This window comes from Halorubrum halodurans, from assembly GCF_002252985.1.
Lineage (GTDB): Archaea > Halobacteriota > Halobacteria > Halobacteriales > Haloferacaceae > Halorubrum > Halorubrum halodurans.
Genome location: NZ_NHPJ01000114.1, coordinates 1 through 21763, shown reverse-complemented (window position 1 = coordinate 21763; position 21763 = coordinate 1). Strand labels below are relative to the sequence as shown.

General features: G+C 55.3%; 21 protein-coding genes and 1 pseudogene. 10 read left to right on the top strand and 12 right to left on the bottom strand.

From position 1 onward, the window contains the following. Window positions 1-26: 26 nt before the first annotated feature. Window positions 27-707, bottom strand: a complete 681-nt coding sequence (locus DJ70_RS17030) for a DUF3800 domain-containing protein (RefSeq protein WP_143421035.1) — start codon at window positions 705-707, stop codon at window positions 27-29. Between the two features lie 194 nt (window positions 708-901). On the opposite strand from DJ70_RS17030, the gene DJ70_RS13145 reads away from it, so the two are divergent. Continuing rightward, window positions 902-4870, top strand: a complete 3969-nt coding sequence (locus tag DJ70_RS13145) for a helicase-related protein (RefSeq protein ID WP_094533796.1) — start codon at window positions 902-904, stop codon at window positions 4868-4870. A 39-nt stretch (window positions 4871-4909) separates the two neighbouring features. Here the strand turns inward: DJ70_RS13145 and DJ70_RS13140 are convergent, their stop codons facing one another. From DJ70_RS13140 to DJ70_RS17020, 4 genes are all read right to left on the bottom strand, one after another. Further along, the gene (locus DJ70_RS13140; RefSeq protein WP_245810848.1) at window positions 4910-5047 is read right to left on the bottom strand and encodes a hypothetical protein; all 138 of its coding nucleotides are present in this window, start codon (window positions 5045-5047) and stop codon (window positions 4910-4912) included. Between the two features lie 93 nt (window positions 5048-5140). Beyond that, window positions 5141-5956 (bottom strand): uracil-DNA glycosylase family protein, encoded by an 816-nt coding sequence (locus DJ70_RS17025; RefSeq protein WP_143421034.1) that lies wholly within the window; start codon window positions 5954-5956, stop codon window positions 5141-5143. A gap of 90 nt (window positions 5957-6046) precedes the next feature. After that, window positions 6047-6451, bottom strand: a complete 405-nt coding sequence (locus DJ70_RS13130; protein WP_179234061.1) for a hypothetical protein — start codon at window positions 6449-6451, stop codon at window positions 6047-6049. Between the two features lie 162 nt (window positions 6452-6613). Beyond that, window positions 6614-6943, bottom strand: a complete 330-nt coding sequence (locus tag DJ70_RS17020) for a hypothetical protein (RefSeq protein WP_143421033.1) — start codon at window positions 6941-6943, stop codon at window positions 6614-6616. Window positions 6944-7141: 198 nt separating this feature from the next. Here DJ70_RS17020 and DJ70_RS17845 point away from each other — a divergent pair, with 198 nt between their 5' ends. Next, window positions 7142-7954 (top strand): uracil-DNA glycosylase family protein, encoded by an 813-nt coding sequence (locus DJ70_RS17845; RefSeq protein WP_245810847.1) that lies wholly within the window; start codon window positions 7142-7144, stop codon window positions 7952-7954. Window positions 7955-8359: 405 nt separating this feature from the next. Here the strand turns inward: DJ70_RS17845 and gdhB are convergent, their stop codons facing one another. The 3 genes from gdhB to DJ70_RS13110 all read right to left on the bottom strand — a co-directional run bounded on the left by gdhB (window position 8360) and on the right by DJ70_RS13110 (window position 12803). After that, window positions 8360-9661 carry a glutamate dehydrogenase GdhB gene (gene gdhB / locus DJ70_RS13115; protein ID WP_394338460.1) on the bottom strand — a complete coding sequence of 434 codons (1302 nt, stop codon included), beginning with the start codon at window positions 9659-9661 and terminating at the stop codon, window positions 8360-8362. A 2-nt stretch (window positions 9662-9663) separates the two neighbouring features. Then, window positions 9664-9807, bottom strand: a complete 144-nt coding sequence (locus DJ70_RS17015; protein ID WP_143421032.1) for a rubrerythrin-like domain-containing protein — start codon at window positions 9805-9807, stop codon at window positions 9664-9666. A 113-nt stretch (window positions 9808-9920) separates the two neighbouring features. Next, a complete protein-coding gene (locus DJ70_RS13110; RefSeq protein WP_094533720.1) occupies window positions 9921-12803 on the bottom strand; it encodes a bacterio-opsin activator domain-containing protein in 2883 nt (960 codons plus the stop codon). A 407-nt stretch (window positions 12804-13210) separates the two neighbouring features. Here DJ70_RS13110 and DJ70_RS13105 point away from each other — a divergent pair, with 407 nt between their 5' ends. After that, entirely contained in the window at window positions 13211-14032 is an 822-nt protein-coding gene (locus tag DJ70_RS13105) for a recombinase family protein (RefSeq protein WP_179234060.1), read from the top strand. Window positions 14033-14401: 369 nt separating this feature from the next. Here DJ70_RS13105 and DJ70_RS17505 read toward each other — a convergent pair whose 3' ends face one another. Continuing rightward, the gene (locus DJ70_RS17505; protein WP_179234059.1) at window positions 14402-14692 is read right to left on the bottom strand and encodes a hypothetical protein; all 291 of its coding nucleotides are present in this window, start codon (window positions 14690-14692) and stop codon (window positions 14402-14404) included. A 129-nt stretch (window positions 14693-14821) separates the two neighbouring features. Here DJ70_RS17505 and DJ70_RS17010 point away from each other — a divergent pair, with 129 nt between their 5' ends. The 4 genes from DJ70_RS17010 (at window position 14822) to DJ70_RS13085 (ending at window position 17218) form a co-directional block, all read left to right on the top strand. Beyond that, entirely contained in the window at window positions 14822-15238 is a 417-nt protein-coding gene (locus tag DJ70_RS17010; RefSeq protein ID WP_143421031.1) for a hypothetical protein, read from the top strand. A gap of 31 nt (window positions 15239-15269) precedes the next feature. Beyond that, on the top strand, window positions 15270-15818 hold the full coding sequence (locus DJ70_RS18060; protein ID WP_094533718.1) for a GIY-YIG nuclease family protein: 549 nt from the start codon (window positions 15270-15272) through the stop codon (window positions 15816-15818). A gap of 41 nt (window positions 15819-15859) precedes the next feature. Next, window positions 15860-16738, top strand: coding sequence for a GNAT family N-acetyltransferase (locus tag DJ70_RS13090; protein WP_094533716.1), 879 nt, complete (start codon window positions 15860-15862; stop codon window positions 16736-16738). A 198-nt stretch (window positions 16739-16936) separates the two neighbouring features. After that, complete coding sequence (locus DJ70_RS13085; protein ID WP_007344317.1) at window positions 16937-17218, top strand: helix-turn-helix transcriptional regulator; 282 nt, start codon at window positions 16937-16939, stop codon at window positions 17216-17218. A 156-nt stretch (window positions 17219-17374) separates the two neighbouring features. Here the strand turns inward: DJ70_RS13085 and DJ70_RS13080 are convergent, their stop codons facing one another. Then, window positions 17375-18049 (bottom strand): helix-turn-helix domain-containing protein, encoded by a 675-nt coding sequence (locus DJ70_RS13080; protein WP_094533714.1) that lies wholly within the window; start codon window positions 18047-18049, stop codon window positions 17375-17377. A 422-nt stretch (window positions 18050-18471) separates the two neighbouring features. Between DJ70_RS13080 and DJ70_RS13075 the strand changes: the two genes are divergently transcribed. The 3 genes and pseudogenes from DJ70_RS13075 to DJ70_RS17840 form a co-directional block, all read left to right on the top strand. Beyond that, window positions 18472-19290, top strand: a complete 819-nt coding sequence (locus tag DJ70_RS13075; protein ID WP_094533712.1) for a ParA family protein — start codon at window positions 18472-18474, stop codon at window positions 19288-19290. Continuing rightward, window positions 19287-19694 (top strand): hypothetical protein, encoded by a 408-nt coding sequence (locus DJ70_RS13070; RefSeq protein ID WP_094533710.1) that lies wholly within the window; start codon window positions 19287-19289, stop codon window positions 19692-19694. Before DJ70_RS13075 ends, DJ70_RS13070 begins: the two co-directional genes overlap by 4 nt. 171 nt (window positions 19695-19865) lie before the next feature. After that, window positions 19866-20143: pseudogene (locus DJ70_RS17840) on the top strand (site-specific integrase); the annotation flags it as partial. A 35-nt stretch (window positions 20144-20178) separates the two neighbouring features. Here the strand turns inward: DJ70_RS17840 and DJ70_RS13065 are convergent. Next, window positions 20179-20832 carry a hypothetical protein gene (locus tag DJ70_RS13065; RefSeq protein ID WP_006186940.1) on the bottom strand — a complete coding sequence of 218 codons (654 nt, stop codon included), beginning with the start codon at window positions 20830-20832 and terminating at the stop codon, window positions 20179-20181. Window positions 20833-20860: 28 nt separating this feature from the next. Then, window positions 20861-21763: heavy metal translocating P-type ATPase (locus DJ70_RS13060; protein ID WP_143421030.1), on the bottom strand; the 903-nt coding region annotated here is incomplete at its 5' end.

Sequence of the window (21763 nt, the reverse complement as noted above, 5' to 3'; positions counted from 1 at the left end):
GAGTCTTCCCGCACCGCTGAAGTTTTCTAAAACTCCAGACTGGATAGCGTATCGAGCGCGTTATCGAAGTCGGATCCACGTCGAGCAGTGAATCGAAGGTTCGCTGCGACGTCCGCGAACTGGATACCTGGTACCTTCTTGCTATCTTTGATCGAAAAGTCGAATTCACCGGCTCGGTCCGTTGCCTCGAGCGATTCCTTCGGCTGAGACCAGATATCGCCGTCCAAAACGATTCGAACGTCATCGTAAGTTTCGGTCGTAAATCCGGAGTTGTACAGGATAGGATTGAGAACAGAGAGCAACAGCAGTGTTCGCATCGACATTTCTACCGGAATGTCTCCGTGAAGATCCCTCAGTGCGTTTCGGCCGACGGAGACGTCTAATTCGACGGTTCGATACCGAACCGGGAATCCCGACCACGGCAAAATACTCTGTTCGATAGTATTGTCCCCTCGAACCGTCTGCTGAAAGCTCCGGAACAGGAGGTCCGTTCCCGTCGGCTGTAGGTTCTTCCCCTTTAGCTCGTCAACACCACTCGGTAGCTCCTCACAATCTATGAGCAGACTCCTGAGAGTAGTCTGTGTCTCATTGAGTGCAGCGCGCGGCCCATTTGACGAGACAAACCAACACGCTGCGACGGTAAAGTACTCATCTGTCGACTCAGATCCGCTTTCGTCGACACAAATATAGAGAGATCTGTGTGTCATTACAGGCCGGTTAGCCTCTTGTTCGAAGATATGTATTGACTAATATAATTATTGTGTAAATCCGGGAAGGAGCGCGATTTAGTATCCATACGGGGTCTGTTATTGTAGAGTGCCGAGAATAACTGATGACGTACCTTGTTAGTGACGAGCAAGATTAAGGGGGAACGGTGTCGAGTCAATACACGACTCACAGAATGCAGCATCTCAACGATCGGTCATGGTCCCCGATTTACGAAAGCAGGCCCAACAGTCGCGGGACATATCTTGTCGACGAGTTCTACGTTCCGGCGCTTGAACGGAGCGTCCAGTACGACCGTATTGCCGGATACTTTTCGAGTACAGCCCTCGCTGTTGCTTCCCAAGGAATCGATGCCCTCCTCGAACACGGCGGCGAGATGCGACTCGTCGTCGGAACCGACCTGTACAAATCTGACAAACCGGTCCTCGAACGACTAAGCGACGAACTTCGGGATTCCCTCGAAGAGCTTGACGACGAACAGCTCGATGCCCATCTTCAACTTCTCGCCCGGCTTCTCCGGGAGGAGCGACTCCACATCAAGGTCGCCGTTCCCCGAGAAGGGAGCTGGCAGATATTCCACCCGAAGATGGGCATCTTCCGTGATGACGATGATAACGCGCTCTCCTTCGAAGGGAGTGTCAACGAGACCATCGGGGGCTGGAAGCGAAACTACGAGCGATTCAAAGTCCATCGGTCGTGGGAGGATGGCGAGGACGCCTACGTCGATGCCGACGTCGATACGTTCGAACAGCTCTGGTCGAACGAGCACCCCTTCGTCGAGGTGTACGACCTGCCGGAAGCCATCGAGAGAGAGCTGATCGACTGGAAGGATCCCGATTCGGAATCTGAGATCAAGGAAGCGATTCAGATCGCGAGAGGAGAGGCACCAGCAACCGAACTGGACAAAGCGAACATCATCGCCGACGGTCCGCTCACGCCCGGTGGCCTCGCACTCGCGGAAGAGGCCTGTACGATCACCCCCTGGCCTCACCAACGCGTCGTCTCCGACACGCTCGTGAACACCTACCCGAACAGCTTCCTCCTCTGTGACGAGGTCGGCCTCGGGAAGACCATCGAAGCCGGTCTCACGCTCTCCCGGCTTGGGCTCACGGACGAACTCGAAACCGGTCTCCTCCTCGTCCCGGCAAGCCTCCGACAGCAGTGGCAGGAAGAGCTATGGGAGAAATTCAATATCAACGCCTACCGGTTCGAACGTGGCAGCACCAACGAGTACGCCTTCATCGACGCCTTCGGGCAGGAACACGCGCCGCCGTCTCCGTCGGAACTGAACATCTCTGATGAGGAGCGAGAGCGCGCGTGGGTTGAGAGTCCGATATGGCGGTTCATCAATCGACAGTCTGCGACCACGGACTCAGAGTCCGTGTCTCAGACGCCGACGATTGTCATCATGTCGTGGCACACGGCGCGACTCGAGGACCGTTGGGATCAAGTTGCGCCTCGTGACAGCGGCCGAGTCCGAACCCGAGATAGTGTCCCTGCGAGTGGACGCGGACGGGGCCCGAACAATCGTGAGGGCGTCTGGGATGCCGTGATCGTCGACGAGGCCCACAACGCTCGGAAGGGCAGCAGTTTCTACGGTATGCTCGACCGGCTCCGGGACCACACGCAGTGCTACTACTTCCTTACTGCGACGCCGATGCAACTGCACGCTGGCGAGCTCTACGATCTGATGGCTCTTCTCGACCTCCCAGAACAGTGGGACAACGAGGACCGGTTCGTCGATTTCTTCGAAACTCGACAGGCGCTCTCTCAGGCGATCCATACGGTCGTCGATACGGATGGATCTGAATCGGACACCTCCTCCTGGTCAGCGCAAGCGACGCTTGACGAGAACCGATATCAAGACCGACTGCCCGCCGAACGAACCCTCTCCGACGACATCTTCGATGAAGTGGCGGGACTACTCGAAATCAAAGCAGATGGGAGCCAGGCACGTTCTATCGCGAAGGAACGCGTGCTAAAGGCATGTACGCTTGCCGCAGGGTACGGTGAACACTTCGACGGATACATCGAGGTCTTCGAGACGGCTCTCGATGAGCATGACATCGACCCGTTCGAGGCGAAAGAAGACGAGAAGCTCAAATATCTCCTGTATCCGGAGTGGAAAGCGGACGACGAATGGCTCACCTATGGGCGGAACGACCGGTTGAACGCCCTCGATGATCTCTCCGAATCTGGTTGGAGGGTTGTTCAGGATGTTCTCGCCGGATCCACGCCTGTCGACGCGCTTATCCACCGGAACACACGAGACACGCTCCGGAAGTACGAACAGGTTGGGCTACTCGACGAGACGGTCCCGAACCGGGACCCTGAACAGCGCCAGATTGAGCTGACCGACGAGACGCGTCGCGTATACGACCGGATCGACGACTACACACGGAAGTTCTACAAACTCGCGCAGCAGTCTGACGAGGTCGAAAATCGGGCGATCGGGTTCGTAATGACGACGTATCGGCAGCGACTGACTAGCAGCATCTACGCGATTTCACAGAGCCTCCAGCACCGCCTTGAAAAACTTCGTACACAACAAGCGGTTCTCGAACAGAAACAGCAGGCTGTGAAACAAGCAAGAGGACCGACGTTTGGCTCAGATTCGAACACCGGTCAAGTGTTACTGGACTCCTTGTCGGAGCAAGACCTCACAGACTTCGATAGCTTGGACGATATTGACGGTGGATTTGAGGATATAGACCTCACCGAGATAATTCCGAATGTCACAGAGGCAGGGGTGGATCTACTTGAACAGGAGATCGAGGAGCTCGAATCCTTCGTCAGTGATCTGCGGCAGATCGATCGTGATCCGAAAGTCGATCAGCTGATTGACGACCTCGGTGAACTTGATCGCGAGGGCCACAACCGAGTCATCATCTTCACCCAGTATACGGACACGATGGATTTCATTCGCAGCAGTCTCGTCTCGATACACGGTGAAACCGTCGCTACCTACTCTGGCCGTGGAGGAGAGATGTACGACGCGGATGAAGAGTCGTGGAGAACGGTCGGGAAAGAGCGGGTCAAACGCGAATTCGCTACCGATGAAGGTCAAGTGGACATTCTCGTCTGTACGGACTCAGCCAGTGAAGGCCTCAATCTTCAGGAGTGTGGGGCCCTCATCAACTACGATCTTCCGTGGAATCCGATGCGTGTTGAGCAGCGTATTGGACGCATTGACCGCATCGGACAGCGATACGATGAGGTCGAAATCCTCAATTACAGCTACAAGGACACTGTCGAGACAGACATTTACGAGCGCCTTGACGACCGGATCGATCTCTTCGAGAACGTCGTTGGTGAGATGCAGCCTGTCCTCTCTGGAGTGAGCAAACAGATTCGAACAGCGACTCTGGAAAAGGATAGAGATGAGAGCCACGAGGCAGTCGCGGAAGCTGACCGTGAGTTTTCCGAACAGATAGAGAACCAAGATCAGAGCGACCGTGTGGATGTAGGGGAGTCCCTTGAGACGGTGGAGCCATTGGTCGCACAGGACGTTATCGACGAGGCGAGACTCGACGCGTGGCAGTCGTACAGCCATCCGGACATCGGGGAAACACGAGAAGAGGATTATCGATATCCAGCACCGTATCAAAAATCAAGTCTGGAAGCTGTTCTCGTCGAGAATGAGACGCTTGCTGACACTGGGGTGACTTTCACTCCGGTCACTGAGATTGATATCGACATTACAAACAGCGAATATGGGGGCGAGTTCGAACACGAAGAAACGACCTACTGTCTGAGATGGAACGGTATGGAACTACCGGAGCCAGACGGCGAGCAGACGTTTGCCCAGTTTATTGCCCCAAGCGAGGATTCGGTTGCTGTGACGTTTTCGTCAGATTGCGCCGACGAATTCCCATCGATACATCACTTCGCGCCAGGGAACCCTCTCCTCCGTGAATTGATTGAGACGCTCCGTGAGACAAGCGATGAGCCAAGGCGGTTAGTGCGGCAGGCTGAATTCAGAGAGACAGTCACGGAACGCCCCACTGTCTGTGGGTGGACGCGTAACGAGAAAATCGGACGAGTGAGCAGCGACGGTGAAGTTATTGAAGATCTCGACATAGACCTTATCGATTCGTGGTTTACTGAATTTCAGGAAAACTATGAGAAAACGACCTCACAGTAGGAAGAGATAGCAATCTGGCCGTCGCCGGCGTCGGCGGGCTCAGTTCTCTTCTACGGAGAACTCAATTTCCGGGTGTTCGTACGTGTAGCACTTTATGCCGTTATCCGCACAGTAGTCCGCTAGTCCCATGGGAAGCACGTCAATTTCTTCGAAGTCAGTAAAGAACGCGACTGTCACCTCACTACTCCCATCCGGACTCTACAACGACTGACGTGTCCGGATCGTTGACCTCGGTCGCGATGGTGCGGCCCGACCGGCTGTTAGTCCGGATCAGATTTCACCACTCTGTATTTGAGAAACTAGGTCATCCGCGAATAATTTGTAATAGCGCTCGGAATCGTTCTTTCCACTCAGGCCACTCAGATCGATTTCTTCCTTCGTTTCTGGCCGGACGCCCCGAGACGGGTGTGCAGTTGGGATGTATTTGAAACTGTAGCCGTCAACATCGAGCACTCTAAGGCCGGATTCTGAGTTACCTGTCGCGATCGGTCTATTAAATTCGCCTCCTAGTGAGTCGATATCAAATACATCGGAGAAGATACGATAGACATCTGCTCCAAGTCCAACTACGTAACCCGGATTTACCGCAGAGAGTTCATCAGCAAGATACCCCTCGTGGTTATCTCCTATTCCCGCACACTGTCTCTCTGCTGAACTGTTATTCTGTACCAGTTCATTACATTTCTTAGCTTGAGTCCAGTAAGCCGATAACTCGGAATCAATTCGCTCGAACAGAGGCTTGGTCAGAGATAGGCTTCCCGCGTTATCTGGGACTTCGCTTATCTTGGGATTCCGAACATCCTCGAATGAGTTTTTTGTATGGTTCGTTTCGTTGTCCCCTTCGTCCCCGATACTACCTCTACCGGGTTCATGACCAAGAATCACAATCTCAACGTCGTCAAGATCTCCATCGCCGTACCAAGGGCGGTGACCGTGAGAGCTTTGTCGCGTGTCGCGATCTCCCGGAAAGTCAGATCGATTTGACCAGTGTGCTGGACAGTCTTCACACTGATTATCTCCGTCTCTTGGTGCCCAATTGTCCCAGAGCCGGTTACAAAATTCAAGTGTCGCTTCACTTGATCCCATGCGAGTTGATATTAGCCTATCATAATGAATATGTAGGCTTAATTTCAAGAAAGGATCAGTCTGGGGACACTCACGTAGCCGACAACCCAGTCAGCTCTCTTCAGTAAATATCCCCAGTTCGGCCCTGTCGTACTCGTATGTGTCCGGAACCCGTTCAATGACCCGAACAACCGTATTTGCGGAAAAGTTGGCTTCGAGGTATAGATCGGTGTCCGGTATCTTGTGGGGCGCGACAACCTCGGACTGTCGCTCCTCTTCCACGAAGTAACTCCGCGTCCGGCCGTCGATGTCGGTGATACGCTCGGGATCCTCTACATTACGAAGGAGCGCGACGACGGCCGCCGTCAGCGCGTCCCCCCAGCTGTCAACATCGCGCGCCTCACCGAGGATCTTGATCGCCGAGAGCGTCGTACCAGTGTAGTCGTCGACGTCGTCGGACTCGCTCGACGCTGACTCGGTGATGAGATCCTCGCAACTGACGTTTTGGAGAAGCATGTTGACCACTTCGGCGAACTCCTGGTACGCGCCGTGGGGGAAGACGTACTTCTCGCTCTGTTTGTTGTAGGCGGCTCTGTTGAAATCCTCAGTAGGTGATCTGTTCTTGGAGACGTGCTGAATACAGAGCGCGAATCAGTCGCATATCAGTGCCGTATACCTCTACGCCGGAGGTACCCACACATCCTGTAGGATTTTGTGCGCCTCTGCCATAACCTGGGCGCGGCGTTCATTATCGGCATGCTGTGCTTCTCGGAGCATTCGCAACACACGGTCGATCTCTTGTTGACTCTCTTCTGGTGCGGACTGAATCTTTTCCAGTTCCTCAATCGCAACGTAAAAACACGAATCGCGGAGCGTCACTCCTTGACCCGCACTATCCGGCTCATCGTAGCCGGTCGATCCGGGTTGAGCGCTCCCTTCACGTGTCATATCTATCGCCTCTGCAAGGTGCGTATTATCTGTAACATCATCTCCACTTACGTAATCCATACCTGCTTGTTGGTATGAATGGTAATTAACACTTGTTGAGGTGAATACATCGCCTCAGAACGTAAGGGAGGTACTGAATCTCTCTTCTGTATCTCGCACGCTGAACTCATCAGTTCTTAAGGATTTCAACGGAGCCAGATTTATTCTAATTGGACAACCCGAACTATCAATTAGCCCGCTAGATACCACACAGAGACGATGGACGAAACGACCGCTCGCAAGCTCCTCTCGGAGATCGACAAGCCGACAGAGCCAACGCTTCAAGAGCTACAGGAGACGGCGATCGGAAGCGTCGAGACGGTCCTTTCGGACGCTGGGTTCCCTATCCGAGAGGAGGTCAGCCGGCGGCTCTCATACACGTACTACTACGACTGGGAGACTGACGATCCGGACATCGTCCTCCTCGTTCAGGATCCAGGGAACCTCCATGAACGTCACCTGTCGGAACTGCGTCCGCAGAATCCACTCGCCGGCGAATGTTCGGCTCGCGATCAGATCGGCGTCTACCGCGAGTTTGCCAAGAGCTGGCTGACCGGTCGAAACGCCGACTTCTCGGAGCGTTTTTTCGAGACGCTCGCCCGTCATGATCTTATTTCGCTCCCAAACGGCTGGCACCAGTACGTCGACTCCGGGCAGTTCTATCGAGACTTCTACCTCGGCGACGTCGTGAAGTACCGCGTCGACGGTTTCGGAGTTGCCGACGAGCGCGCCTCGTATCAACACCTCCTTGAACGGGAACTCCGAGCGTTGAATCCGGAGCTTGTGATCACCTTCGGCGGAAACGCGTGGCCGGCACTCCAACGCTCGACTACACCCGAACCCGTCGTGGATACCGACGCCGACCCGGAGAGCATTATGTCCATCCATGGGACACTCCACCGAATCTCCGAACCAGTCAATACTCACGTCCTCCCGCTGGCTCACATGAGTGGACAGGTCTGGTGGCGGTTCCCACCTGACGAGTACATCTCACGACTTAGCGAGGCGCTTGAACTTCTCGAACGCCAGTAGCGAAAGCGACGGAGCGTGACACGGATCGTCTCGATATGAGATAGCGACTCAACTGATTGTGGGGATTCACGTGTTTGGGCGGACTACATGTCGTGATAGGGGCCGCAAGCCCGAAATCCGGCACTACTACCGATCGTCCAACACGAGTTCAGTAATATACGCCGACGACCGACGCGGTTATCGCTCCAAAGTCAGCGGCTATCAGGCCCACTCATCGAGTTGTTGAGAACCTACTATTTCATCTGGTGAAACAGCTGTTGGCCTAGTGATATTGTGATGGGTTGGCGTGCAAGATGTAGGGCGCATATCGGTCACGAAGATTCAACCAATTGTAGCTGGGAGAATCGGTCAGTATAGAGGTCTCATACAGCACTGACTGTCTGTGTCAGTCATATTTGAATTGAATTAGGGCCAGAGGCCTCGCGCCTCGTGGGCCTCAGCAATACGTGTGAGTGCCACGATGTAGGCTGCATCTCGCCAGGTGACGTCTCGGTGTTCGAACTCTGTCTGGACGGCCTGCCAAGCGGCCTGCATCTCCGTTTCCAGTTCGTCGTTCACCCGTTCGAGCGACCAAGACCGTCGATTAATGTCCTGGAGCCACTCGAAATAGCTCACCGTAACGCCGCCCGCATTGGCGAGAATATCGGGAATCACCGCGATATCTCGCTCTGCGAGGATCGAATCGGCCGTCGAGGTCGTCGGGCCATTAGCGCCTTCGACGACGATGTCTGTAGCGATCGCCTCCGCATTCTCTTCGGTGATCACATTCCCCAGTGCCGCTGGAATGAGTACGTCGACGTCGAGTGTGAGCAATTCGTCGTTCGAGATTACGGTGTCCGCATACGTGGTGACGGCTTCCGGTTCCTCATCGTGCGACGGGACAGAAGCTGTATCGATCCCCTCAGGATCGTACATCGCCCCGTTCACGTCGCTGATCGCGACGACGGTCGCGCCCCACTCGTCGAGCAATCGTGCGGCATTCGCCCCGACGCTCCCGTAGCCCTGGACTGCGACAGTTGTGTCTGTGAGTTCCCGGTCGTAGTACTCGCAGACTAACTGCGTAATGATCGCGACACTTCGACCAGGGGCTTCTTCACGCCCTTTACTGCCGCCAACGATCGGCGGTTTGCCGGTGACAACACCCGGTGTTGTCTCACCTTCCTGCATCGAGTACGCGTCCATCAACCACGCCATAGTTTGTGGATCCGTTCCCATATCAGGCGCGGGAATATCCTGATTGGGGCCGATGGCGTCACGAAGTTCCTGCGCGAACCGACGAGTGAGCCGCTCCTTTTCGTCCGAACTCAGGTCCTTTGGATTGACAGCGATGCCGCCTTTGGCCCCGCCGAAGGGCAGGTCCATAACGGCACACTTCCAAGTCATCCACATACCGAGTCCGACACACTCGTCTCGGGTGACGTGCGGGTGGTACCGAAGCCCACCCTTGTACGGACCTCTGACGCTGTCATGTTGGGCTCGATACCCCGTGAACACTTCGACAGTTCCGTCGTCCCGCTCGATGGGGATCGTCACCTCGTGAACCTTTTTCGGATGTTTGAGACGCTCAACGACGTTCGGATCAATGTCGAGGTGATCGGCAGCTTGGTACAGCTGGCGACGGGCCGTTTCGAGCGCAGATTCCGACTCGATCGATGATTCCGCCTCGTCGCCTGACTCGTCGCGGGTAGTATCGGCTTTGGAGGCCATAGTCATTCGAGCGGCATTTGACGGTTTCGCATCGATCCACTACAGTCGGGACACTGGCCGGGGCTGGTCTCTGCGATGATGATTTTTCCACACTCGAAGCACTCGTATATGGTTTCTTCGTCTGTTTCAGGGTCGATATCTTTCATAGTGAGTTCACGAGTGCCAGCACACAGACCAGGGCACTCTACATACGGATAATAAGTGTATAAGGGAATATTGGGATGTTGATTAACAAACCATCTCAATGATTCATAGTTTGTTATTCAACCGTCTTAACAGAAGCAGCAATAGGGAGGTTGTTCTCTTCAAAGATCGTCGCAAACAGTTTGCGCTGGACGGTCCGAGCGTGTGTATAGAATGCGGGCGGAGAAATTCCTAACGTCGCTGCAACGTCTTCTCCGGTGCTCTCGCGTGGCGATTCGAAATACCCACTGTAGTATGCGGTTTGGATCACCTCGAGTTGTCGCTCGGTTAGCTTGTCGAGGAACTTCGAATAGAGATCGTGTGCAGCGGTCTGGTCGAGTGTCTGTTTGGAACGGAGTTCGACAGTGGAAAACGTCTGGCGAACGAGTTGCGTGATCGTTCGGACGTCGATACTGTCCGGGATATCGATGACGAGTGTCGTCGTGATCGGATCAGCCGTCGCTTCACGAAATACGGCGCCATGATCGGCCAGTTCTAAGGCGAGAAACGGCTGTGTAAGCCGGAGTCGTAGAACGCCGCCTTCATCCTCGGTGCTGATTGTCTGAACATCACCGATAGCAACCAACTGCGAGGCGGCTTCTACGACGTCTTCCAGCGATGCGTCTTCAACGGTGACGAACACATAACTCCCCTCTCTAGATTGCTGGACTCCTCCTTGGTATGAGAGAGTACACCCAGCGTCCTTCGCAAGTCGTGAGAGGATGAATACCGGATCATCGATGGTGAACTCGACACGCGTCATCGATGTCGTAAGTAGCGCATTTTTCCGCTCAATCGCACTGAGAGCAGACGCAATTGTTTCGCCGAGTTCGGTCAGGACGGCTTTCGTCGTGTCGCCGAACGCATCTTGGGTCGGCGCGTAGACCGTCAGGACGCCGTGCGTAAGGTCGTTGTACACGAGGGGAATGCTCAATACAGATAGGTAGTCGCGAGCGAGCGCGTCTTTACGCCATAGTTCATCACGGAGCTCGGCAGCGACGTTCGACACCATGGTTACGTCGCCAGTGGCCGCGGTTTGTCCAGCTGGCTCTGTATTTTCTATGTCGACGGCAAATGACTGACTATCCAGATATCCCTGTTCGGAGCCAGCCCAGGCCCGTGGCTCGATAGTGTCGGTCGTCGGGTCAACCGTACCTATCCAGGCGAATCTGAACCGGTCATCGGCAGTCAACAGTTCACAGACGGTATGATCGATCTCATCCCGTGTTTCGGCTTGTACGACTGCTTGATCGATCTCACGAATCGTCTCGTTGATGCGGTTCAGAGCGGTGAGCTGTTCGTTTTGCTGCTGGAGTGTGCGATCCTGTTCACGGAGTCGGGACTCTCGTGTAATGCGGTCGAGGGCTGCCTCAGCGGTTGCGGCGAGTAGATCGGCCAGTTCCCGGGTTACGTCGTCGAAGACGCCAACGTGGTCTGAACCAGCGATGAATACCCCGTGATCACCAAGTGGAATGTAGGCTGTACTGCGAAGGTCAGTCGCCCGGTTTTCGAGTCGGTCAGTCTCGTGTACATCGTCGAAAAACAATGCTTCGTCCTCGACAAAACTGTAACTTGGAAGCGTTTCTCCGTCGGCATGAACAGTGGGGAGCGGCCCGTTGAGTTTTTCCATTGTGGCCGAGTGCGCTGCGGGTCGGAGATTGTTGGTATCGGCATCAAAGAGATAGACCGCACTCGCATTCAGGTTTAGTACACCAGGACTATCGTCGACGATATGCTGGGCAATCTCTTGGTGAGTCTCGGCGTAGAGGAAATCCCGGGCGGTCTCATGGAGCGTTGCGAGTGCTTCCTCACGCTGCTTGCGTTTCGTGATATCCCGACAGCTGAAGAGGAGGCTTCCGTCCTGAATTGAGACTTCGCGAACGTTGACCAAGAGCGTGTGTTCGCGACCAGCCTTGTCCGTGGCCGTGGTTTCGATGTTCTTGAGAACACCGTCTTTCGCGAGTTCGGCACGGTCGAAGAGATCCTCACCCAGGAGGTCGTCGATCGTTCCTTGCTCGTGAATCTCATCGGCCGTGTAGCCGAAGATGAAGTGGACGTTGGGACAGACGTAGGTGTACCCGCCGTCTTCGTTCGTGATGAGAACCGTGTCGGTCATGTTGTTCAGCGTGACACGGTGGAGTTCCTCTGACCGACGGAGGTTACGTTCGAGGTTGACACGCTCGGTGATGTCGACGCCTTCAACGACAATTGAAACGACTTCGCCACGTTCGTTCTCGACTGGGCGCACAGAGAGATCGATCACGCGCGGGTCCTCGATATGTGGCGGCTGTGTGACGACCGCGTTGCCAAATTTGTTACCTAGTGCGTCCTCCACGATCTGTTGGATATCTGTGTTCGTTGTATCGGTCTGTGACCACCACGGAAGTGTCTCGAAGGGCTCGCCAACGACCGATTCAACGTCTGTATCGATCATCTCGCGTGCGGTTTCGTTCACACGGGTGAGTATACCATCCTGGTCAAGCACCCACGTTGCGGTCCGCAAATCGTTAAATATCGCGTCAAACTGTCTGGCTCGCTCCAGTTGTGTGGCCGACCGCTGAGCAGATCGGAGGGCACACTCAGTTCGCTCGATGAGTTCGTCGGCCATCTCCTCAACTGGTTCCACGAGTGCGATGTAATCGGTGACACCGGCTCCGATCGCCTCGCTGGCAATGGCCTCGTTCCCGGCAGTAGTACCTAGTAGTACTGGTAGCGCAGTCGTTTCCTCGCGGATCTCTCTAAGGAGATCGAGTCCGGTCATCTCTTTGAGTGCGTACTCACTAATGAGACAGTCAGCGGTCCCCTTTTCCACGATGTCAAGTGCCTCCGTTTTGCCCTCGACTGTATGTACAGTCGCGTTAGTCCGTGTCTCGAGCGTCGTGGCGAATCGCGTGAGCCAGTCGTCTGTTCCGACGAGCAACACCGTCGACGAATCGATGACTGGGGAAGAAGCGATCATTATTCGACCACACAGATACAGCAATTGGTCCTCTCGGTGCCGATTCGAACTCGCCACCAGTTCTGCTGCTGGCCCAAGCCGGAATACTGGTACATAGCTTATTTACTATCAAACAGTCCTAGAACAAAGATATTTGCTACCTAACCCCCAGAAGTATGCGGAGCGGTATGTAAGGTTGAAGTACCGAGCTGCTGATTCATCAGTAGAAACGTGAAATAATTGGGGGAAATACTTGCCTCACCCTCTGTATCTTACACTGATCGACCTACCAAATCCTGAATACATACCGCTGTTTCACTATCCCTCTGTACTGGACAGCTGATCTCAAGATTCATCGAGAAGGTAGTGCTATACACAAAACCGCAGTAACCCCCACTTGTTTAAATCAATAGCATGTCCTCGAAAACGTGAGCGAAAACGGACCCTCAGACGCAGCAATCTACGCCCGAGTTTCGACATCGGACCAGGATGTCTCTCGGCAACTCGACGAAGCCCACGAACATCTGGAGCGTCTCGATGTCAAAGACATCGAAGAGTATCCCGAAATCGTCTCCGGCGCCGCCGACACCGACACTCGCGAGGTGTACAACCGACTCCTCGACGATGTCGAGACGGGACAGTTCGACCTCGTGGTCGTTCACGAAATCAGCCGACTTTCTCGGCTCGGTCCGACTGAGATTCACGAGTTCATCCAACACTGCTTGGAACACGACACTGGCGTCGAGGCCCTCGACGTTGGCCTGAAAATTCACGTCGACGATGGCGAGCTCCAGCAAACGATATACAGCATGGTTGCTCGGTTGATGGGCGACCTCGCCCAGATAGAACACCAGCAAAAACTCCAGCGGATACGATCTGGCGTCCGCGCTGCACAGTCTGCCGGAAAGTGGACTGGGAGACCGCCTGCGGGGTTCGTTGTCGAGGATGGTTACCTCCGTGTTGATCCGGCCGAGTTCCTACACGTCCGGGAGGCCCTCACCCGTGTCGACCGCGGTGAGTCGTTCGCGACTGTCACCGGCGACACCGGCATCGCCGAGTCGACGCTCCGGAGTCTCCACCAAGATCGGCGCGACCTTTACCTCGGCGGCGAAGCTGAAGACGACCGTGTCGACGAAGCGCTCACCGACGTCCGTCCGCTACAGGATGCGCGTGCCGAGGATCCCAACCTCGAAGAGCTGCGCGAACGCGTCGAGCGATTAGAGGAGGCCACGGACATCAACAACCGCTAGCGCTTCCACCCCTCAATTTCCGACACACGAGCGATCGTAGACCTGCCTGACGGCAGGCTCAACGGTTTATGTTTCTATCATACCGAGATATCTACCCCTCTACTTTCCCATTTCTCTTCTACTTCATTTACTGACTTCTCGTTGTCAACCACGTCGGCTAAGTCGCGGAGGTACTCCACGATATCATCGTTGTCTACATCCCATCGCTGGTCAGAGATGGATTTGAGACTCGTCGCTAGCTCACGGGCTTCATCAGCCGTGTAAGCTGCGTCAGTCTCACCAATGTAACCGACCGATTATCGGCCGATGAGGGTGGTTTACGGAAAATGTTGTGGCAGGGCGACGAACGGTGCGCTTGCCGGCGGTGGCTCAGCCGCGCGTGTACTGTATCACCCACATGATGAATATCACAAGCGCGGCGAAGACTGTGTGCGGTCCAAACATACCGATGAACGCGTCGATGAGCATGTACATGCTCCAATCGCAGAGACGCCTGCGAGTTCCATATAAACCCACGCGCCGGTTACCGACGTTGAGCGCGTCAGAGTCCGGGATCTCATGGCCGATGTAGACAAGCCCGATAGCGAGGCCGATGAGAGCTCCTAGCGTGGCGTGTACCTTACCTACCACCGGATTGATATGGAACGCTGTACTCCACACGACGCCGGCGAAGACAGTCCACGCACCGATGTGGAGGTTTAGCTGCTAACCACTTATGAAGGTCTGCTCCTGTGAGCACTTACACCGCGGTCTGACTACTCTTTTTACCACTCGTCATTAGATATGCATATGCCGATTGAAACAAGCTCAGATGCTTGGCAGAGCGCGACTGAACCGCCAACTGCGGAAGAAATTGTGACGGATTTCCTGCGAAACAACCCCAATAAGGCATTCACGCTACGGGAACTCGCTAATAAGACCGATATGGCGGACTGGGACAGCGCATTAGAACGTTTTGAGGATAAGGAGAAGATGGATTCAGAGGACTTCTATGATAGGTACCCAGCTGATGAAGACCATCCAACAGTCATCTCGGAATCAGGTATAACGAACGATCTCTATCTGAAAATCAGGCATTTGAGTCAGAGGGGAATTATCGATGTTCGTGAGGTAGATGCCACAGAGATAGAGACACCGTTTGAGGTTTACGGTAATCCTGAGGATCCCGGGACAGTCTTGGCGATCGCGTATACTGCTGATAGTTAGGTACTATGTGGCGGCAAATGTGATTTGAATTATGTTCGGACTCGGCAAGTCTAAGCCTCGGTTTCAGACCGATCAAGAGCTTGCTCAACGTGTCCGTAACGTAGTTCCTGACCGAGTTAATGGTGCCCTCGAAGAGCAATCTGATCGGGACTGTCCCACTCAATGCCTGTGTCACGACGTCGATCAGAGAAGGACTGCTGAACTCGTGAAAGAGTTCTCAAATGGTTTGGTCGATAAGACTGAGGCAGTGTATGTCCTTGAGTGCCAATGGAAAACTGTCCCTCAGAGAGTAGTCCGCGAAGAACTCCGTCTACAGAATGACGTGTCGTGGGTCGGAGAGGCTCAGAAAAACCAGCGGTTGGTCTATGTCGGCGTCTCAACGGATGTTCCGAGTCGTCTCTTGAAACACTCTCTTGGAAGGGGAGCCGGCGCGAATTTCACGCAGATGTTTCCTCCGACTAGGCTGCTCTCTATTCAGTGGTTCAAACACGAGTCAGATGCGTACCGAGCTGAAGAACTAACCGCGGATATCCTCAGAAAAGAGACGCACAGTGGAGTCTACGTCTCTCAGCCGGGATAGTCGACCGGACGGAGTCCAATCCAAAATGCGAGATATAAACCATGGAAACTGACAGTTCGGAAAAATCGCTGGTTCAGATACTAATCGACCGCTCCGATACTGGCTTTGATGGGTTCCCAGTAGACCAGAGTGTCGTAGACCGCTATAGCGAGAATACTACTCACGATGTCTACAAAGATGAGTATGGACAGTATTTTGCTCACCCTCACGACTTCATCTCGACGAGAGCACTAAACGGAAACCCAGCTGGGATTTTTGTTGGAGACGTCGACGGGCGGAACTGTATGGATCACCCGCATTCGGATCTGCCACATCCGATTGGACTGTTCGTGAGGGAAGAGTATCGCTCACAAGGGATAGCGACGGAGTTGATTCATGGATATATGGACTTCGTTGAGTCGAACAGGTGCGTCATCGACTGCGATACGGCGCTTGTTCCATTCTACGAACGGTTCGAGTACGATATGATCTACCTCCAAAGTTACAATCGTGGTATGGACCCGACCACGGTCCCGTGGCCACCTGAATCAAGACAAGTCGACATCGACGCCTCCAACTCACCGAAACACGATATTCCATTCGCCAAGCAGGATGAATTGGGATCTGTTCCTGAGAAGCGTTTAGAGTCAGGCGTACAGATTCGAATTCGGCAGGATCAAAGTGTGGCTCAGCAGTGTGCTATTGACATCCAGATGCCGTACAGAGACGAGGAAGGAAGTGGATATACACCCTATGTGCTTACGTCTGAAGCGATCTCGAAGATAGATGACGTAGTAAGCGATTACACGAGTCAATCGATGGGGAGTGGTGATTTTAGCTCTATTGGGTGGTTGATGCCGGATGACGCGAGAACAATAGCAGATGAGATTTATCCAATTCTAGCTGATGGGTCCAACCTAGAACTCGATGATCGGCTGTGAGCGTTGCTCTGATTAGTCGGCGTGCTCGGCTGAACACTGTCCGCGCCGATAACTGACCTGTGTACCGCGATTTTACCTATTTAGTGGACAGAATGGCTAAATATAGTGTTGCGTATATCTGAGAATTGTGTTCGGATCCCTCTATAACATCAGATTACAATCAATAGTGTTTCAAAACTCGAATGCGAAAATTGCGACATGTACGATCTCACTGGCTTTCAGCGCGATCTGCTGTACGTAGTTGCTGGACTTGATGACCCCCACGGACTCGCGATCAAAGACGAGCTCGAGGACTACTACGAAAAGGAAATCCATCATGGTCGGCTCTATCCCAACCTCGACACGCTCGTTGAGAAGGGACTCATCGAAAAAAGTCAGCGGGACCGACGGACCAACGAGTACAGCACTACTCGCCGTGGCACTAGAGAGATCGAAGCGCGGACTGAATGGGAAGCCGAGTATATTGATCACGACGGGTGACCGAACCGCTGTGTCCAAGGACTGTTTGACCCTAGTATTTCGCGCTCTTAGTATTGAACGCTGAGACAGCGTACCCGCCGACAAGAACGTACTCGTGGCCCTCTTTGGTGAGTTCTCCAAGCAGTTAGATGAGGGCGTCACTTCCGTTGTTGAAGCTCATGGCTGTGCCCGTTCGGTCTCTTGATACGTATCGGCGAGGTCGAGGCCCTCGTACATCCGGTCGAGCATCGCCAGCGCTGACTGGAACTGAGCGTAGTTCTCGCGCATGTACTCGATCGTTTCTGCTCTCGGTATCACCGGGTACCCCTCGACGTATTCGATGCTGAGTGACGGGCGTGGCTCGAGGACAATCTGTAGCGGTCCATCCAATTCGTCTCGGGGCTGTCGTTCGAATGCGGTGGGGAGGTCAAACGAGTCGAAAAACGCCTCCCAGTCGTCGACGTCTTGCTCACGAACAGCGAGGAACAGCGGATAGTCGTCGGGCTTGCGACCGACCTGGTAGCCGCCCTGGGTCCACACGTAGACGGCGTCGATCCGTGTGAATGCGAACGGCCAGTCACCGAACTGCGGGATGACGTAGGCCTCCTCGATGGATGGTGGACTGACGCCGGCGCTGGCAGCGACGAGCTCTCGTGCTGCGTCCCTCACGCGCTCGTCGACGACTGAGAGGCCGTCGTCATAGCGGACGTAGCCTGCGTCTTCGAGTCGGTTGACGGCCTGTCTCACCGTCTCGTAGGGCGTGTGGAGGTGTTGGGCGACACGGCGGATGGAGTCACCACTCTCGATGGCGAGGATAGTCTGTGCCGCCGTGTCGTCGAGCACCTCATACATCTGGTGGTTACCAATAACCCGGTAACAATTAAAAGTCTTACTCGACTGGCCGTAAAGCACGATCTCCCCACTTGTTTCGAAGGTAGTCCAGATCCCCACTGAAAACACGCGGAACGACTATAACGAATTCAACGAGCAAAACGAACAGAACGAGAAAAATGAATGGATTGAACGCATTCTGAGGAACGAACTGGTTGAGGATGAGCTGGCCGGCTTCTACTCGATGAACAGAACGAGTGAAACGAACGTAACGAATAGAACGAATGCATTGATGGCAACGATAGTATTTGCCTCAACGAGCGAAACGAACAATTGGTTTTAACATCGTAGTATTCCTCTCACCGAGTGAAACACCCTCACCGAACCAAACGAACAGAACGACCAAAACGAACGGAACGAACACAACGAGGCAAACGAAAGAAATGACCGACACCAACACCGCACGAATCACCGTGGCGAATCAGAAGGGAGGCGCGGGGAAGACAACCGACGTCATTCATACTGGCGGCGCACTCGCTGCCCGAGACCACGACGTCCTCCTGGTCGATATCGACTACCACGGGGGGCTCACCTGCTCGCTTGGCTACAATGATCTGTACTACGACACCGACCGCACAACGCTGTTCGACGTCCTCGACTTCGATCAGATGGAGTCGGTGAACGACATCATCGTCGAGCACGAGGAATTCGACATTCTTCCCGCCAGCGAGAAGCTCGCGAACAACAAGAACATCCAGACGTTGCTTGAGGCGCCGAAGAGTCGCGAGCGTTTGGAGATGACTCTTGACGAACTCGAGAAGGACTACGACTACATCATCGTCGACACGCCGCCATCCCTGAACGTCCTCACCGACAACGCCCTCGTCGCGACCGGCAACGTCGTCATCCCCGTCATTCCCGAGAAGCTCAACGCCAACAGCCTCCAGATTTTCGCAAAGCAGCTGAGCTCTCTCGAACAGGCGTACGGAGACATCAACCGGCTCGCCATCGTCTGTAACCGTGTCGAGCAGAACGCTGAGCACCGCGATACCATCGAGGAGATCAAGTCGGCGTACTCCCTCCCAGTGTTCGAGATCCCGAAGCGGACCGACCTCTCTCAGTCGATTGGCGAGGGTGTGTCCGTCTTCGGCTTCGGCAAGGAGAACCAGCGCGTCGAGGATGCACGCGACCTGTTCAACGAGATCGCCGACCTGTTCGACGAGACGTTTGAGAAGACCGCACCTGAGGAGGTGGAAGCATGACCGACGGTTGGGGCGATGCATCCGGCATCGAGGGCAACTACGAAGAGGAGGACGACGAGGCTGATTCCAGCGAAACGAGTGAGGTGAGTGAAACGGTGGAAACCAGTTCATCGACCGAAACGACCGAATCGACTTCAACGAAGGAAACGAACGAAACGAGCAAAACGAAGACGAACATCAAGGACGAGTGGAACGGGCGAACGATCTACATTCCCGACGATGTCCTCGACGAGATGGAGGACACCTACCTCGAGTCCCAGCTGAAGCTCCGCAAGGCGGGCCGGAACGAGTTCAAGAAGAACCGCCACTTCTACCCGTTACTCGTCCAGTTCGGTATTAAGGCGCTCTCTGAGGCGGATGCCGAAGAAATCCAGACTCGGCTTTCGGAACTCGGCGACGAATGACCTCACGCAGAATCACAACCTCGGAGGATAGATTTGATGCGTGCCTTCGAATCAGTTCGAAATGAACTGGAAATAAATCATAGTTGACCTCTTGTACCCCGTCAATATCGACGGCACCGACAGGGCGCTCCGACGACTCATACAACGGCATAGATGTGTCCGTAGACGTTGCCGCAGATTATGACTGATGGGTCACGGTCGGTTCTCCAACGACTTCAGAGGCTGTGGAGATCGATATCGACCATTGGAAACACGATTACCTTGCTCCATATGGCAGTTGACGCGGGATGGGCGAGATTCTTGTTTGAGTATTTGGGTTGGCGGTTGTAGCTCGATACTTGGACAACTCTGAGGGGATGGTTTGCGTGGGGTACTCTCATATCGATGTCGGCGAGTTAGGTGATGGCGCTACCAAGGTACCCAAGGAGCCCAACAGTATATCGCGGTAACTCTCATTACGAGTGTGAGGGGTACACCGCCGCGTTCATACCCCTTCGACGGAGAATAGGGTGGCGTCTCTGAGAACAGCCTGCACGCGGCGGTGCCAAGCGTCAGCGAAGGCCTCCCGTTGCTGGTCGCTTGCCGATCCGTCGAGAATCCTCTGGAGGTTCCCGATTGCGGGTCCACCGCTAGGAACGTCGCTGACGTGGTAGGCCACTTCGACGGTCTCGTCCGTGTCGGTTCGCCGGAACCGGAACGTCGGGTCCGCCGTGTCCGGGTCGAACCCGTCGAAGCACAGGAGGTCGCGGCGGCCGCCATAGCCGCCGGCGAGCCCGCTGAATCCGTCATCGCCGGTCGCGCCAGTCACGTACGAGATGATACGGCTCATCACGCCGTACGCAGCATCCTCCTGCGGGCCGGCCGTCTGGACCTCGATTTCGCTCCGGACTGGATAGTCGTCGGGATACAGGGCGTCGAGCCCGAGCTGGACGATCCGGTAGGCGCCCGAGGCAGTCGGACAGGAGTGTCCTGCCTCTTTCACCGCGTCTCTATAAGCGATGACGAACGGCTCGCCCGGTTCGAGGACGTCGAGGGCCTCCGCGACGGGGTCGCGGATTTCGATCGGCTCGACGTCGTAGTCGACCTGCCAATTGGTTCTCGTCTGGGTCGTGTCAGTCGCAGTCGAATTCGATGTCATGAGTTGTGGTTGTGATCGTGTCTCGTGGTCAGTAGCGGAGCAGTCGCATCCCGTTGAGGATGACGAGGAGGACGCTGGCCTCGTGGACCAGCATTCCCGACGCGAGGGTGACGTAGCTGGTGAGCACGCCCGCGAGGAGGACGGTCACGGTCAGCACCGCGATCCCGACGTTCTCGAGGACGTTCCAGCGCGTCGCCTTGCTGAGTTTGACCGCGTACGGGATGCGTTCGAGGTCGTCGGCCATCAACGCCATGTCAGCCGTTTCGATAGCGGTGTCCGTTCCCGCAGCACCCATCGCGATGCCGACATCGGCAGTGGCCAGCGATGGCGCGTCGTTGATGCCGTCGCCGACCATCGCGACGACGTGGCCGTCGGCCTGGTAGCCCTCGATGACGGACTGCTTGTCCTCGGGGAGGAGTTCGGCACGGTACTCGTCGATACCGACCTCCTCGGCAACGGCAGCGGCCGTCCGATCGTTGTCGCCGGTGAGCATCACCGTCTCGATGCCAGCGTCTTGGAGCGCCGCGACGACCCCAGGAGCGGCCTCCCGGAGCTCGTCCCGCATCGCAATCGCGCCGATGATGTCCCCGTCCCGAACGACGTGGACGACTGTCTCGCCGCGCCCCTCACGCTCGCGGACGTAGTCGGCGACCCGATCGGGGACATCGACGTCGCGGTCGTCCAGCAGCGCGCGGTTGCCGACGACGACTTCCTGGCCATCGGCATGGGCGATGACGCCCTTGCCGGCGACCACGTCGAAGTCGTCGGGATCGGGGACCGACCTGCGCCCCACGTCCGTATCGTCCGCTTGGGCGACCGTCGCTCCACCGTCCGTCGCAGCCGTCTGGCGTTCGCGGGCCATGTCGACGATGGCGTCCGCGAGGTGGTGTTCGCTCTTCTTCTCGGCGGTCGCCCAAGCGGACGATACGGA

Coding starts and splice junctions, on each gene's coding strand:
- gdhB (WP_394338460.1), bottom strand. CDS start 9,661: ATGGCCTCCAAAGCCGATACTACCCGCGACGAGTCAGGCGACGAGGCG.
- DJ70_RS17025 (WP_143421034.1), bottom strand. CDS start 5,956: ATGGGATCAAGTGAAGCGACACTTGAATTTTGTAACCGGCTCTGGGAC.
- DJ70_RS13065 (WP_006186940.1), bottom strand. CDS start 20,832: ATGACATCGAATTCGACTGCGACTGACACGACCCAGACGAGAACCAAT.
- DJ70_RS17015 (WP_143421032.1), bottom strand. CDS start 9,807: ATGAAAGATATCGACCCTGAAACAGACGAAGAAACCATATACGAGTGC.
- DJ70_RS13130 (WP_179234061.1), bottom strand. CDS start 6,451: ATGCTTCTCCAAAACGTCAGTTGCGAGGATCTCATCACCGAGTCAGCG.
- DJ70_RS13110 (WP_094533720.1), bottom strand. CDS start 12,803: ATGATCGCTTCTTCCCCAGTCATCGATTCGTCGACGGTGTTGCTCGTC.
- DJ70_RS13075 (WP_094533712.1), top strand. CDS start 18,472: ATGACCGACACCAACACCGCACGAATCACCGTGGCGAATCAGAAGGGA.
- DJ70_RS18060 (WP_094533718.1), top strand. CDS start 15,270: ATGTTCGGACTCGGCAAGTCTAAGCCTCGGTTTCAGACCGATCAAGAG.
- DJ70_RS17845 (WP_245810847.1), top strand. CDS start 7,142: ATGGACGAAACGACCGCTCGCAAGCTCCTCTCGGAGATCGACAAGCCG.
- DJ70_RS17020 (WP_143421033.1), bottom strand. CDS start 6,943: ATGGATTACGTAAGTGGAGATGATGTTACAGATAATACGCACCTTGCA.
- DJ70_RS17030 (WP_143421035.1), bottom strand. CDS start 707: ATGACACACAGATCTCTCTATATTTGTGTCGACGAAAGCGGATCTGAG.
- DJ70_RS13090 (WP_094533716.1), top strand. CDS start 15,860: ATGGAAACTGACAGTTCGGAAAAATCGCTGGTTCAGATACTAATCGAC.
- DJ70_RS13070 (WP_094533710.1), top strand. CDS start 19,287: ATGACCGACGGTTGGGGCGATGCATCCGGCATCGAGGGCAACTACGAA.
- DJ70_RS17010 (WP_143421031.1), top strand. CDS start 14,822: ATGCCGATTGAAACAAGCTCAGATGCTTGGCAGAGCGCGACTGAACCG.
- DJ70_RS13085 (WP_007344317.1), top strand. CDS start 16,937: ATGTACGATCTCACTGGCTTTCAGCGCGATCTGCTGTACGTAGTTGCT.
- DJ70_RS13145 (WP_094533796.1), top strand. CDS start 902: ATGCAGCATCTCAACGATCGGTCATGGTCCCCGATTTACGAAAGCAGG.
- DJ70_RS13080 (WP_094533714.1), bottom strand. CDS start 18,049: ATGTATGAGGTGCTCGACGACACGGCGGCACAGACTATCCTCGCCATC.